This window comes from Marinicella gelatinilytica (assembly GCF_026410405.1).
Taxonomy (GTDB): Bacteria; Pseudomonadota; Gammaproteobacteria; order Xanthomonadales; family Marinicellaceae; genus Marinicella; species Marinicella gelatinilytica.
This window is the reverse complement of record NZ_JAPMLN010000011.1, coordinates 39,062-53,256: the sequence shown is the minus strand read 5'-3', so window position 1 is coordinate 53,256 and position 14,195 is coordinate 39,062. Positions and strand designations below refer to the sequence as shown.

Genomic DNA, 14,195 nt, shown 5'->3' with positions numbered 1-14,195 from the left:
CAGAACGGATGATGGATGCTGATTTAAGTGATTCACAAGAATCCATCATCGAAGCCACCATCCGCCCCCAAAAAATTGAAGAATATTTAGGTCAGGCAGACGTTAAGGCGCAGATGGCTTTGTTTATCCAAGCCGCCAGAAAACGACAGGAAGCTTTAGATCACGTGCTTATTTTTGGTCCGCCGGGATTGGGAAAAACCACTTTAGCACATATTGTGGCGCATGAAATGGGCGTACAATTAAGACAGACATCGGGGCCGGTATTGGAAAAGGCCGGTGATTTAGCGGCTTTATTAACTAATTTACAGCCTTATGATGTGTTGTTTATTGATGAAATTCACCGTTTGTCGCCGGTGGTCGAAGAGATTTTATACCCGGCCATGGAAGATTTTCAAATTGACATTATGATTGGTGAAGGTCCGGCGGCGCGTTCAATTAAATTGGATTTACCACCGTTTACATTGGTTGGGGCGACCACGCGTGCCGGTTTACTAACCTCACCGCTGCGGGATCGTTTTGGTATTGTACAACGCTTACAATTCTACGCCGTGGAAGATTTAGCCCATATTGTGGCGCGTTCTGCGGATATTTTAAATATTGAAGCAGACAAAGATGGATGTCATGAAGTGGCGAAACGTTCACGAGGTACCCCAAGAATTGCCAACCGGTTATTACGGCGTGTCAGGGATTACGCAGAAGTTAAAGGAGATGGCGTTATTACACAACAATTAGCAGCAGATGCCATGAATATGTTGCAAGTTGATCAACGTGGCTTAGATGAAATGGACCGCAAACTGTTGGAAGTCATTACCGTGCAATTTGAAGGTGGACCGGTGGGAATTAATTCATTGGCGGCGGCTTTAAGTGAAGAGCGTGGTACTGTTGAAGATGTCATTGAACCTTATTTAATTCAACAAGGTTTAATGGCGCGTACCGCACGCGGCAGAATAGCCACAGCCAAAACTTGGCAAATAATGGGACTTGAACAACCGCGTCAGAAAAATAGAGATTTATTTGAATAAAATGACACCATTTAATTACCAAACCCGAGTTTATTATGAACACACCGACGCCGGTGGTGTCGTATATCATGGCCGTTATGTTAATTTTTTTGACCAAGCGCGCACAGAATGGTTGCGCCATCAAGGTTTACAACAAAGTGAACTACGACAACATGACCATATATTACTGGTGGTTCATGGCATAGAAATCACTTACTTGAAGCCGGCATTTTTGGATGATGTTTTAAAAATTACCTGTGAAATTGATAGCCACACATCAGTTCGAATGGTGATCAATCAACAGATGACAGTGGCAGATAAATTGATTGCCACCGCCAAAGTTACCGTGGTATGCGTTCATGATGAACGTTTTAAACCCATGCGATTTCCACAGAAATACTTGAATCGCTTAATTACACAATAAAAACCTGAAGATTCAATCGATTGACGATTAATTCAAAGGTTCTAACACTATTTAACTAACTATCAGGAGCGTCTTGTGAACGACAGCGGACAATTTTATTTAGACATCATCGTGAGTGCCTCACTACCGGTAAAAGTGGTGATGATTATCCTTATTTTGGCCTCAATCTGGTCATGGTTAATTATATTCAGTAAAGGTAAAGTATTAACTGAAGCACAAAAAAATGCCAAAAAATTTGAAGAGCATTTCTGGTCAGGCGTTGATTTAAATAAATTACACCAACAAATCAACAGCAAAAAAGTTACCGGTATAGCCCGAATATTTACTGCCGGCTTCACAGATTTCCAACGCAAAAAAAGCAGCGGTCAAATCACCATAAACTCAGTAGAAAGTGCTGATCGTGCCATGCGTGTGGCCTTAAATCGAGAAATAGAAAGTCTCGAATCACAACTACCGACTTTGGCGACCATTGGTTCCACCAGTCCTTATATCGGTTTATTTGGTACCGTGATTGGTATTATGTTGTCGTTTCATGCTTTATCAGACGTTACCCAAGCCACCATTGCTTTAGTGGCACCGGGTATTTCTGAAGCTTTGATTGCCACCGCCATGGGATTGTTCGCTGCCATTCCGGCAGTTATTTTCTATAACCGATTCAGTGATAAGGTTGAGAGAATATACACCCAATATGATGCGTTTAAAGATGAGTTTTCTGCCATTTTACATCGTCAAATCGGTGATTAAAGATGCGACGTCAACGTAAACTCAATGCTGAAATCAATGTCGTGCCTTATATCGACGTCACCTTGGTGTTATTAATCATTTTTATGATCACCACGCCGCTCATGAACTTAGGTGTGGATGTTAATTTACCTGAATCTAAAGCAAACACCATTGATATAGACTCAGAACCGGTGGTCATTAACGTTACGGATAAAGGTGATTTATATTTAAGTATCGCTGGTGAATACGAACTATTGGACAGCCAAACGTTACTTAAGAAACTAGCCGCCTTTGTTAAAGTTAATCCCGATGTGCCGATTATGATTGGTGCTGATAAAGCGGTGTCTTACGGACAAGTGTACCAAGCCATGGCAGTGGCGCAACAAGCCGGTGCTAAAAAAGTTGGGTTAATCAGCGAACCGATTAAACCGGATTAATCATCGATGGCTATGCATAAGGAACAAAAAAAAGCCTTAATCTATTCGGTGGGTTTGCATGTTTTGCTGGTTGTGTTGTTGTTTATGTCAGCGCAACAAAACGTTATCACATTACCAAAAGGCTCTGCCATTGAGGCGGAAATTGTTGATTTGACAAAACCCTTGCCTGCACCAAAAGCCAATAAAAAACCAATAACAGAACCCAAGCCCGAACCCAAACCCGAGCCTGAACCAGAACCAGAACCAGAACCTGAGCCTGAACCAGAACCAGAACCGGAACCGGAACCAGAACCAGAACCAGAACCTGAGCCTGAACCAGAACCGGAACCGGAACCGGAACCAGAACCAGAACCGGAACCAGAACCTAAGCCCGAACCGGTTAAGCCTGATCCTGCGGTATTAAAAAGACAGCAAGAACAGGCAGAGCGTTTAAAAAAACTTCAGGAAATTAGACAACAGCGCCAAGCCGCGGAACAAGCGGCCGCAGAACAAAAAGTCGCGACAGAAACTAAAATCGATGAAGAAGTTGAAGACAAATCCGAAGAAACAGCCAGTGGGCCATTGGGTGAAGCCACCGGTGACGCTAATCAAGAGCGAACCTTGTTGACTCAATATATAACCGCCATTAAAAATAAAGTGAATAGATCTTGGTCACGACCGGTCGGTACAGAAGCCGGTCTATCGTGTCAGGTACATGTTGATCAATCGGTCGGTGGTTTAGTTGTTGATGTCAGCATAGGTTCACCTTGTAACGCCAATGAGGTGGTAAAAAATTCAATTATAAATGCCGTTAAGATTGCGAACCCGCTGCCTTATAAAGGTTTTGAATCGGTCTATCAACGTAAGATTAATTTTAAATTTGAATATAATGGGGAATGATTAACGTGCGAGTATTTCTACTTGTAGTATCTGCCGGCTTGTCGGGTTGTTCTTCATTATCTGTTAAAACCAATCAGAACACTCGAAACGTGCTGCCATTGCCTGAGGCAGAGAAAGAAAGCCGACTGTTAAGTCAGTACGCCCAAGTCATTCAATCAGCCGTGACAAATCAGTGGCTGAGACCAGAGGGAACTGATGCGGGTTTAAAATGTCTGATTAATGTCCAACAATTACCCGGTGGTCATGTGATTGATATCACCACTAACTCACCCTGTAACGCCAATACAGAAGAAAAAGACTCACTCATTAATGCGGTCAGAAAAGCCGACCTCTTACCGTACACTGGATACGAATCGGTTTTTACGAGACGTCTTAACTTTACTTTTCAGTACCAAGGAGACTGATTGTTATGCGAAAAATTTTTGCTTTTATTTTTTTAATCGGCAGCCACAATGCCTTTTCCCAGTTAAACATTACCATTGATGGTGGTAGCGCCACAGCCATACCCATTGCCATCACTGATTTTGTCTATGCCGATGGCCCTTTAAGTACTGATATCAGTGAAGTCATTCGTAATGATTTGGCCCGTTCCGGTCAGTTTAAACCCTTAAATAAAGATTTATTGGTAGAACATCCTGGTGCCGATGATGACATCAACATCGGTACTTGGCGGATGTTAAAAGCAGATTATTTGGCGTATGCCTCGATTCAGTCAGTGGGTGTTGAGCGCATTGAAATACGCTTTAGATTGACATCAGTGGCCGAACAAAAACAATTATTGGCGTTAACCTTGCCCATTAAAACCGATCAGTTACGTGCCGGCGCACATTTTATTGCCGATAAAATATACCAAGAAATTTTAGGCATACCGGGTGCTTTTTCCACCAAACTGGCGTATGTCACTGTCAGTGAGAATTCAAGCGGCATTCATTATCAATTAATGGTGGCTGATGCTGATGGATATAACCCTCAATCCCTGGTGACTTCAAAAGAACCATTAATGTCACCGGCTTGGTCTCCGGATCGCCAAAAACTGGCTTATGTCTCTTTTGAACAAGGTGGTTCGGCGATTTATCTACAAAATTTAAAAACCGGAGAAAGAACGCTGATGGCCAGCTTTAAAGGTATTAATAGCGCGCCTAAATTTTCACCGGATGGCCGTCACTTGGCCGTGACATTGTCAAAAGGCGGTAACCCGGATATCTATAGTATAGACTTGGCCAGCAAAGCCGTTACTCAACTAACCACCCATTGGGCCATTGATACAGAACCCGAATGGTCACAAGATGGCCGTCAGATATTTTTCACTTCTGACCGGGGTGGAAAACCACATATTTATCAAATCGAAGTCGCTTCAAAAGATGTCAGCCGTGTGACCTTCGAGGGTGATTATAATGCCCGCGCCAGTTTATCACCGGATCAAACCTATATCGCCTTAGTGCACGGTAATAACAATAACTTCAAAATTGGTTTATTACATCGGCCGTCAGGAACTCTACAATTGTTATCAAAAGGTTCCCAAGATGAATCACCGACCTTTGCCCCCAATGGTTCCATGGTGCTTTACGCCACCAAGAACAATAAAAACCAAGGGGTATTAAGGGCAGTGTCATTGGATGGTCAGACCACCAACGATTTAATACTATCAGATGGCAGTGTTCGGGAACCTGCCTGGTCACCATTAAATTAGGAAGCGATTATGTCAGAAGTTAATATACAAACCAACTGGGTTGATAAGCACACTTTTATCAGTACAAATGCCGACAATCAAAGTCTCATTATGGATGCCCAAGTCGATGCACAAGATTTTAAAAAGGCACCGACGCCCATGGAAGTGGTGTTAATGGGTCTCACCGGCTGTGCCGGAATCGATGTCAAAATGATTCTCAGCAAAGCCCGTCAACAGGTGCGTGCCATCCGTATTGAGGCCACCGGTGAACGCGCTGATGCAGTGCCCTCGGTGTACACTAAAATTCACTTACATTTTACTGTAACAGGTAAAGATTTAACCGATAAGCAGGTCGCCAGAGCGGTACAACTATCTGCAGAAAAGTACTGTTCAGTGTCGAAAATGCTGGAAAACAGTGTTGCCATTAGTCACGATTATGAGGTGCTGCAAACAGATTAAAACGTTGATTGACTTCCGGTTATTCTAAAACGTAACCAGGATTTAAACACAACACGGGAATTTATCGTATACTTATTACCATTCAAGTGGCTTGAGTTGATAGATTGATGGTTTTAAACAGTTATTCCCGACAGCGTATCAGGCTTATGGTTGTTATGTGTATCATCAGCATAACAACGTCTGCCGCTGATTTTGAAACAGCTGATGCGCAATTTCAAAATTTAAAATCGGATCAAGACAAATTAGCTTGGGTTAAAAAATATGAACCTGAGGTGACTCAATGGCCGACTATTGATCAGGCCTATTTTTATCACCGTAAAGGACTCACCTTAGAAGTTAACGATGACATTGACGGTGCCAAGGAACAATTCGTCAAATCCATTCAACTCTTCAAAAGTTTAGATGAAATCGATCCCGGCTTAGTGGCCAGCCTCATCGATTTATCATACATGAAATATCTACAAACTAATGAAGCCAAAGTTTATTGTCCAGACAGACAAGAGGCAGTGACAGTTGCTAGACAGATAGATGCCCCAATAAAATTGGCAGATGCATTGATACAACTATCATATTGTTATCAGTTTGGATTTGAAAATTTAGCCAAGGGTTTGGCGGTTTTAGAAGAAGCAGCTTCCGTGGTTCATGAAAACAACCTCGCAAAGGGAGGTCTGGCAATGATTTACAATGCCACAGGTAATTTATACCGAAATAATCAAGTTCATCAACAAGCCTATGATTATTACCAACAAGCTCACCAATTATGGGTGGATGTGGATGACACCCAAGATGTCTTTAATATGTTACACAACATGAATAGTGAAGCCATAGAGCTGGGAAAATGGCAACAAGCTGAAGCGCATGTAAATGACTTATTTGCAATGGCTGAGAAATACACGGATTTTAGTGACTTTCGGTTTTTCGCTGAATTTAATGCCGGTCGTCTGGCATTTGAACAACAGAACTTTAGCCAAGCAGTGGAATCATATGAAGCTGCATTGGCATTACAAGACACCACGCCGGAAGTTTATTTTGTAAACATTGCTCGCCGCAATTTAGCCACAGCATATTTTCGACTGGGCCACCATGATGAAGCCTTTCAAATGGCCAAGAATTACTTAGACAATGATATTTCACAAACCGATACCGAGTTACCCAGGATTATTCTGTTATTCGCTGAAAATAACCACGAACAAGCGTTAGAAGTGTTTTGGAAACTTTTTGATAACACCCGTGCCAATAACCGTGAATTTGTAAAAAATGCGGTGGCTTTACAAGCCCTTAATTTTGGTGAAACCATTGATAAGCTACAAAATCAGGCCTCTCAGCAACAACTCGCCATAAAAGAACTTGAACTTGAGCAACAGCAAAAACAATCACGCATTAATCAATTAACCGCGGTGGTGGTGGGCTTATTTGCCATGGTGGCTGTGATAACTGCGTGGTTTTTATATCGCAGCAAAAAACACCACCAAAGCCGCGCCCGAACCGATTACCTGACCCACATTGCTAACCGAAGACACATTATCCAGGAAGGCCGACGAATGTTACTTCAATGCCAAAGCAAACAGCAGGATTTTTCGGTTATTATCATCGATATTGATGATTTTAAACCCATTAATGATGAATATGGCCATGCCACTGGTGATGTTGTTATAAAACAAGTGGTTAACAGCATGCGAGCCGGTCTCAGCGACGGTCAAATGCTGGGTCGAATCGGTGGTGAAGAATTTCTTATGCTGCTTCCAAACATCAATAAAGGTCGCGCTCATGCCATCGCAGAGCATGTTCGTCAGCATGTTGCCGATACCTTGATTGCAGTGGATGAAATACAGTTATCCATAACTGTCAGTTTAGGGGTGGCGGTCAACCAGCCACCGGTGGCCAACTTTGAAGAACTGTTACGACGTGCCGATGAAGCCTTATACCGTGCCAAAACTGCTGGCAAAAATCAGGTTCAGCCGGCGTTGTCAGCTTCGGCTTCGCTGTGAATAAACTGTAATTTCGCCAGGCGTGCATACAGCGGATTATTATTGAGCAATTCCTGATGGGTTCCGGACGCCACCAATTCACCCTCATCCATCACCAGAATTTTGTCTGCTTTTTTTATGGTGGCCAGACGATGGGCAATGACTAAAGTGGTGCGTTTTTGCATCAGTTTAGTGAGTGCTTGTTGCACCATTTGCTCACTTTCGGCATCCAGGGCACTGGTGGCTTCGTCCAATAACAACACCGGTGGATCGGTCATAATGGCACGCGCAATTGATAATCTTTGTGCCTGGCCACCGGATAAACGCACCCCGCGTTCACCTAAAAATGTCTCATAGTGATCTTCCAGGGCCTCGATAAAAATATTGGCATGAGCCGCTTTGGCGGCTTTTTGAATAATGGTCATGTCGGCATCGGGTCGACCGTAGGCGATGTTTTCTGCCGCCGATGTTGAGAACATCGTGGCATCCTGCGCCACCAGGGCAAATTGTCGCCTTAAATCATGTAAGTCGTATTGATTGATGTTCACGCCATCTATGCGAATATCACCCTGTTGCGGCTCATAAAAGCGCATTAATAACTGAAATAAGGTGGATTTTCCGGCACCCGATGGGCCCACCACCGCCACCGTCTGCCCGGGAATAATTTCAAATGAAATGTCTTTAAGTACCGGCTTATCCGGCCGGCTGGGATACGCAAATGTGACCTGGTCGAATAGTAAATGACCCAAAACCGTGGCTTGAAAACGTTTGGGTTCAGCCGGTGATTGAATTGGGTTTTCGGTGTGCATTAATTCAACAATACGCTCTAAAGCACCGGCCGCTTTCTTCAACTCACTCCACACCGTGGTCAGGGCACCGGTTGAGGTGGCCGCCATCACCGCATACATCACAAACTGACTTAAGGTGCCGGCAGTCATGGCGCCACTGATGACATCTTTGGCGCCTAACCACAACACCAAAACAATCCCACCAAAGACAACACCACCGACCAATACAGTCAATAGGGTGGTCATGCGAATGGAATTCACCGCGGCAGTAAAAGCACGATTAACGGCCACGAAGAAACGTTCACGTTCCCGGGTTTCCTGCCCGTAAGCCTGGACCGTATGAATGGCGTTGATTGTTTCTGTGGCCAATGCCGAAGAATCTGCGATCCGGTCTTGTTCAATACGGGAAAGCTTTTGAATACGGCGACCGGTAATCACCAAAGGGATCACCACCACCGGAATGAGAAAACCGATGTACATCGCCAGTTTTGGGCTGGACACAATCATCATTAACACGGCACCGATAAAGGTGACAAAAGACCGCAAAGCAATGGAAAAAGTACTACCGACCACCGTTTCCACCAAAGTGGTGTCGGTATTAATCCGTGATAAGATTTCACCGGTTTTGGTGGTCTCAAAGAATTCTGCCGACTGTCCGATGACTTTACCATAGACCTGTTTGCGTAAATCGGTCACCACCCGTTGACCAATCCAACTGACCCAATAATAGCGCAGAGAAGTGAAGATAATCATGGCAATTGAGACCGCGAACACCAAAATAAAGTATTGGCTTAAACGGTCCTGATTTTCGGCGGAAAATCCTAAATCAATCATTAACTTAAAGGCCACCGGAATCGCCAGATTCGCCGCCGCACCTAAAATCAGAAACAACAGCGCAGTGAGAATGGCTTTTTTATAAGGTCGCAGTAAAGGCAGCACCAGTTTTAACTGGGACAGGGCGGCCTTTTCAGGGGTTTTCGATTGTTGTTCAGCTTGAGCCATATTGTGAAACGATGGGCAAAAGCCAATTATACGTTGTCAATCGATCAGCTGTTAGGTCATTTCTTGGCAAATATGCGATAATCTGCGATCACTGATAAACCAATGATTCACCATGTGGCTTGTAATGGGCCGTTAGGTTGAATAAAAGATTACTCAAAAATGTCACAATACCCATTCCAATTTTGGCCGGCAATAGACCGTTCTCACAACAACAGAGCGGCGATTTACTTTGCCCATGCCAACGCCTATCCGCCGGCCAGTTACCAGGCCATTGTTGATGGCTTGCGACAACAAGCGCCGGTGATTAGTTACTTGCAACGGCCCTTATGGCCGCACCCACCGGATTTATCGTCGGTGAAATCCTGGCATGATTTTGCCGATGATGTCATTGGTTTTTTTGAACAAGAAAAAATTACCAATGTCATGGCGGTGGGCCATTCCATGGGTGCGGTGTCGGCTTTTTTAGCCGCCACCAAGCGACCTGATTTATTTAAAGCCCTGGTGATGATTGAGCCGGTGGTGTTTAGTCGGGGTTTTTGTTGGTTGAATCGAATTTTACCGAGATTTATTCGCCATCAAGTGCCAATGATTAAAAAAACCCTGAATCGACCGAATCAATGGCCGAGTTTGCAAGCCGCCTTTGATTTTCATCGCCGTACCCGGGCTTTTAAGCGGGTCAATGATGAGCAGCTGTGGCAGTTTATAAACGCCGGGGTGAAAGCCGATGACAATGGCACATTTCAATTGGTTTTTGATAAACACTGGGAAGCCCATATTTATCAAACGGTGACGCCGTTTAGAAAACAGTTATTACAAAGCACCTTGCCGGTGCTGGCCTTACGGGGTGCCGAAACGGACACCATTCCGGCCGCTTTTTGGCAGCGTTGGCACAGCAATAAAAATCACCAACTCATTGAAATTCCCGACAGTAGTCATTTATTGCCCTTAGAAAGACCCGAACAGGTGCTTTCCCATGTGATACCCTTTGTAGAGAAGCATCAATAAAAAAACCATGAATACCGCGCTTAAAACACAAACTGCCACACCGGACATTTTGCTGAGCACTCTGAACAGTAAGTACATCCACGCGGCTTTTGGTTTGCGTTATCTCATGGCCAATTTGGGTGAATTACAGTCGCAAGCACAATTGCTGGAGTTCACCATCCACGATCGACCCATTGATATGGTGGAAAAAATCATCGAAACCGGTGCCAAAATTGTCGGCTTTAGTGTTTATATCTGGAATGTCACCGAAACCAATGAAGTGGTGCAACTGCTCAAAACCGCCCAGCCGGACATCACTGTGGTGTTGGGTGGCCCCGAAGTCAGTCATGTGCCGGATCAACCGATGGTGGTGTCCTGGGCTGATTATGTCATTAAAGGACCGGGTGAGCGCAGTTTTCAAAAGCTCTGTGAGCAGTTGCTCAATAAGCAAAAGCCGGCCCAATCAGTAATTCAGGGCGAATCCGTACCCTTAGAGCAACTGATTATGCCCTATGATTGGTACAGCGAAGAAGATTTGAAAAACCGCATCATTTATGTGGAGGCCTCGCGTGGTTGTCCCTTTAAATGCCAGTTTTGCTTGTCGGCTTTAGACATCACCGCGAAAGCCTTTACTTTAGATCGGTTTTTAGCCGAAATGGATCGCTTGTATCAACAAGGCGCGCGAAACTTTAAGTTTATTGATCGTACCTTTAATTTAAAAATCACCGATGCAGTGGCCATCATGGAATTCTTTTTAGAACGCATGGATGATGATTTGACGGTGCATTTTGAGGTGATTCCCGATCGCTTACCGGATAAACTCAAAGACGTTATTCTGAAATTCCCGCCACACAGTTTACAGTTTGAAGTGGGCGTACAAACTTTTGATCCCAAAGTACAAAAACTTATACAGCGGCGTCAGGATAATGACCGTTCGAAAGACAATATCCGCTGGATTTGTGAACACAGTCGCGCACACATGCATGCAGATTTAATTTTTGGTTTGCCCGGTGATACTTTGGCCGGATTTGGTGACAGTTTTAATCAACTGTATGCCTTAAATCCACAGGAAATTCAGGTGGGTATTTTGAAACGCCTGCGCGGTGCGCCGATAAATGCACTGACCCAGGAATACAACATGGTGTATTCACCGCTACCGCCCTATACGGTTCTACGCACCCGAGACATCAGTTTTGAGGAATTACAACGGGTTGGCCGTTTTGCCCGTTATTGGGATATATTCGCCAATTCCGGCCGTTTTAAAAACACCTTGCCCTTGTTATTAAAAGACAACGCCTTTAAACACTTTATGGCATTTTCTGACACCCTGTTTCAGGTGGAACAAAGCACCTGGAAAATCTCCCAACGTCGACAATTTACCCTCATGTACACGCTGTTACGTGATTATTTCGCGGTTCCGGACAAAGACTTATTGGCTGCTTTACAACTGGATTTTGATTTAACCGGTGAAAAAGGGCGTTTGGATGTGTTGTTACAACAAACTAAACAAGACAAAAACTTCGTGCCCAATAAACGCCAACAGCAGCATGGCTGACGCCACACCGATTCAAACCATAAACATGCATGGTGTTCAAGTTTGGGTGAAACGAGAAGATCTTAACCACCCGATTGTTCAGGGCAATAAATTACATAAACTGAAACACAATCTTAGCGCGGCCGGCCGACAGCAGGCGAAAACGCTGATTACCTTTGGCGGCGCTTACTCCAATCATCTTGTGGCCACTGCCTATGCGGCACAGAAGTCGGGGTTTAAATCGATTGGAATCGTTCGTGGGGATGAACTAAAAAACGCCGAAGACCAATGGTCAGATACCTTACAGCAATGCCGTCAATTCGGCATGCAGCTTGAATTTGTCAGTCGTGCAGATTACCGATTAAAACAACTGAGTAAACCAGTTCAGGATATATTAAGTCGTTTGGATTCGGCTTTTGTTATCCCCGAAGGTGGCAGTAATGCAGCTGCCATTGAAGGGGTGGCCGAATGGGTTGTTGCGATGGGCAAGCAATTAAAGACCGAACCCAGCCATGTTTTTTGCCCGGTGGGCACCGGCGGCACACTGGCGGGTGTTATCGTCGGTTGTGCCTTTAATCAATGGCGTTGTCAAGTTATCGGTATCAGTGTATTAAAAGGTTTACAGGGTGTAAAGGGCGATATAAATCAATGGCTTAGCGAATTTAATCAAGATGTTAAATTTCCCAACTGGCAGATTAACCATGCATTTCACGGCGGTGGTTATGCTAAATTAACACCTGAGATGGTAACATTCGGACAGCAATTTAACGCATCTCATAACATACCATTGGATAAAATCTATAACGTCAAATCCTTTTATGCCCTCGACACGCTGATGCAACAAGGTGTGATTACAGCCGATGATCGGCCATTGATTATTCACACCGGTGGTTTACAAGGCGGTGTCATTTGAATAGTTAGCTGCAACTCGGTAGAATGGTAATTCATTGTCTTAAAAGGAAATTAATATGCAGTCAGATGATCAAAGTGAATTCACGATGCGCCTTATTTACGTTCTAATCGTTATCAGTCTATTACCGTCGATACCACCTTTATTACCCATTTAAATCATTGTTTCTAAGAATAGATTCTTGGAAACAGGTCGTGACTTTCAGCATTTTAAAGCCACCGGTGATAATGCTAAAATAATGGTTATTTCATGCGAGAACAATGATGAATACAGAAATAACACCACAAGGTGATGTCAGCACCGTTCGCTTAATTTATATTCTCTATCTGGTGAGTTTTATTGCCGGTATTACCGCGATTATCGGCGTAATCATGGCTTATGTTAATCAGGATGATGCAGAACCCTGGTTACAGACGCATTATCAGTTTTTGATACACACCTTCTGGAAGGCGCTGATATTGTCTTTAATCAGCATGGCTTTAATGGTGGTCGTGATTGGTTTTATAACCATCATTCTGGTGATGTTGTGGATTATTGTACGTTGTGTCAAAGGCTTAAAATACATTGATGCCCGCGAGGCGCATCCTGACCCCACCGGCTGGGGCTTCTGATGACAGTAAAGCAAAAACCACTGGCTAAGCAAGTGGTTAAAGCCCCTTTTGGAAATTTATATTTATATGCGGACGATAGCCATTTAACAGGCATTGCTTTTCGTGAAATCAATTCTTTAAATGCAAAACGCGATGGAAACCACCCAATTTTGCAAAAAACTGTACAACAACTCAGTGAATACTTTTCCGGCCAACGTCAGCGCTTCGATTTACCGATAAAGTTCAAAGGTACAGATTTTCAACAACAGGTCTGGCAACAATTGAAAAAAATTGATTACGGCCACACCGAAACCTACGGGCAAGTCGCTGATGCCATTAAAAACCCCAAAGCGGTTAGAGCTGTGGGTAATGCCAACAATAAAAACCCGATTGTGATTGTGGTACCCTGTCATCGCGTTATTGGTGCCAACGGCAATATGGTAGGCTATGGTGGTGGCTTGCCTGTCAAAGAATGGCTGCTTAAACACGAACAAAGACATTCCTGATGGCGTGGTTCTATTTGGCGATGGCCATCGTATCGGAAGTTGTTGGCACCTCTTTTCTTAAACTGTCTGCCGGCTTCACTAAGTTATTGCCAAGTGTACTTGTGGTTGTTTGTTATGCACTGGCTTTTTATTTATTGGCCTTAAGTTTAAAAACCATGAAGGTGGGTATTGCTTATGCCATCTGGGCGGGACTGGGCGTGGCTTTGTTGGCTGTTATCGGCCGATTATTCTTTCATGAAGCGATGAATGGTGCCGCGGTTTTCGGAATTATTTTGATTATTACCGGTGTGGTACTCGTTAGTCTGAATCAGGGATAATAATA

General features: G+C 44.0%; 16 protein-coding genes. 15 read left to right on the top strand and 1 reads right to left on the bottom strand.

Annotated features, from left to right (window positions below):
- Positions 1–8: 8 nt before the first annotated feature.
- From ruvB to OS173_RS08395, 9 genes are all read left to right on the top strand, one after another.
- Positions 9–1,022, top strand: coding sequence for a Holliday junction branch migration DNA helicase RuvB (gene ruvB, locus OS173_RS08435; protein WP_456085710.1), 1,014 nt, complete (start codon positions 9–11; stop codon positions 1,020–1,022).
- 1 nt (position 1,023) lies between these two features.
- Complete coding sequence (ybgC, locus tag OS173_RS08430) at positions 1,024–1,425, top strand: tol-pal system-associated acyl-CoA thioesterase (RefSeq protein ID WP_267183886.1); 402 nt, start codon at positions 1,024–1,026, stop codon at positions 1,423–1,425.
- Positions 1,426–1,500: 75 nt separating this feature from the next.
- Positions 1,501–2,169 carry a protein TolQ gene (tolQ, locus tag OS173_RS08425; RefSeq protein ID WP_267183837.1) on the top strand — a complete coding sequence of 223 codons (669 nt, stop codon included), beginning with the start codon at positions 1,501–1,503 and terminating at the stop codon, positions 2,167–2,169.
- A 2-nt stretch (positions 2,170–2,171) separates the two neighbouring features.
- A complete protein-coding gene (locus tag OS173_RS08420) occupies positions 2,172–2,585 on the top strand; it encodes an ExbD/TolR family protein (protein ID WP_267183836.1) in 414 nt (137 codons plus the stop codon).
- A gap of 6 nt (positions 2,586–2,591) precedes the next feature.
- Positions 2,592–3,464, top strand: coding sequence for a hypothetical protein (locus OS173_RS08415; RefSeq protein ID WP_267183835.1), 873 nt, complete (start codon positions 2,592–2,594; stop codon positions 3,462–3,464).
- A 5-nt stretch (positions 3,465–3,469) separates the two neighbouring features.
- Positions 3,470–3,868, top strand: a complete 399-nt coding sequence (locus OS173_RS08410; RefSeq protein WP_267183834.1) for a cell envelope integrity protein TolA — start codon at positions 3,470–3,472, stop codon at positions 3,866–3,868.
- 5 nt (positions 3,869–3,873) lie between these two features.
- Positions 3,874–5,154: a Tol-Pal system beta propeller repeat protein TolB gene (gene tolB, locus OS173_RS08405; RefSeq protein ID WP_267183833.1), complete on the top strand. Its 1,281-nt coding sequence runs from the start codon at positions 3,874–3,876 to the stop codon at positions 5,152–5,154.
- A gap of 9 nt (positions 5,155–5,163) precedes the next feature.
- Positions 5,164–5,592: an OsmC family protein gene (locus OS173_RS08400; RefSeq protein ID WP_267183832.1), complete on the top strand. Its 429-nt coding sequence runs from the start codon at positions 5,164–5,166 to the stop codon at positions 5,590–5,592.
- Between the two features lie 146 nt (positions 5,593–5,738).
- Positions 5,739–7,580 (top strand): GGDEF domain-containing protein, encoded by a 1,842-nt coding sequence (locus OS173_RS08395; RefSeq protein WP_267183831.1) that lies wholly within the window; start codon positions 5,739–5,741, stop codon positions 7,578–7,580.
- On the opposite strand, the gene OS173_RS08390 is transcribed toward OS173_RS08395, so the two are convergent.
- Positions 7,547–9,349, bottom strand: a complete 1,803-nt coding sequence (locus OS173_RS08390) for an ABC transporter transmembrane domain-containing protein (RefSeq protein WP_267183830.1) — start codon at positions 9,347–9,349, stop codon at positions 7,547–7,549. The two genes, OS173_RS08395 and OS173_RS08390, sit on opposite strands and share 34 nt — an antisense overlap.
- A gap of 159 nt (positions 9,350–9,508) precedes the next feature.
- Here OS173_RS08390 and OS173_RS08385 point away from each other — a divergent pair, with 159 nt between their 5' ends.
- The 6 genes from OS173_RS08385 to OS173_RS08360 all read left to right on the top strand — a co-directional run bounded on the left by OS173_RS08385 (position 9,509) and on the right by OS173_RS08360 (position 14,190).
- Entirely contained in the window at positions 9,509–10,354 is an 846-nt protein-coding gene (locus OS173_RS08385) for an alpha/beta fold hydrolase (RefSeq protein ID WP_267183829.1), read from the top strand.
- 7 nt (positions 10,355–10,361) lie between these two features.
- A complete protein-coding gene (locus tag OS173_RS08380) occupies positions 10,362–11,888 on the top strand; it encodes a B12-binding domain-containing radical SAM protein (RefSeq protein ID WP_267183828.1) in 1,527 nt (508 codons plus the stop codon).
- Positions 11,881–12,780 carry a 1-aminocyclopropane-1-carboxylate deaminase/D-cysteine desulfhydrase gene (locus tag OS173_RS08375; RefSeq protein ID WP_267183827.1) on the top strand — a complete coding sequence of 300 codons (900 nt, stop codon included), beginning with the start codon at positions 11,881–11,883 and terminating at the stop codon, positions 12,778–12,780. The genes OS173_RS08380 and OS173_RS08375 overlap by 8 nt, the downstream gene beginning before the upstream one ends.
- 257 nt (positions 12,781–13,037) lie before the next feature.
- On the top strand, positions 13,038–13,388 hold the full coding sequence (locus tag OS173_RS08370; RefSeq protein ID WP_267183826.1) for a DUF4870 family protein: 351 nt from the start codon (positions 13,038–13,040) through the stop codon (positions 13,386–13,388).
- Positions 13,388–13,873 (top strand): methylated-DNA--[protein]-cysteine S-methyltransferase, encoded by a 486-nt coding sequence (locus OS173_RS08365; protein WP_267183825.1) that lies wholly within the window; start codon positions 13,388–13,390, stop codon positions 13,871–13,873. The genes OS173_RS08370 and OS173_RS08365 overlap by 1 nt, the downstream gene beginning before the upstream one ends.
- A complete protein-coding gene (locus OS173_RS08360) occupies positions 13,870–14,190 on the top strand; it encodes a DMT family transporter (RefSeq protein WP_407659814.1) in 321 nt (106 codons plus the stop codon). Before OS173_RS08365 ends, OS173_RS08360 begins: the two co-directional genes overlap by 4 nt.
- The last annotated feature ends 5 nt before the right edge of the window (positions 14,191–14,195 follow it).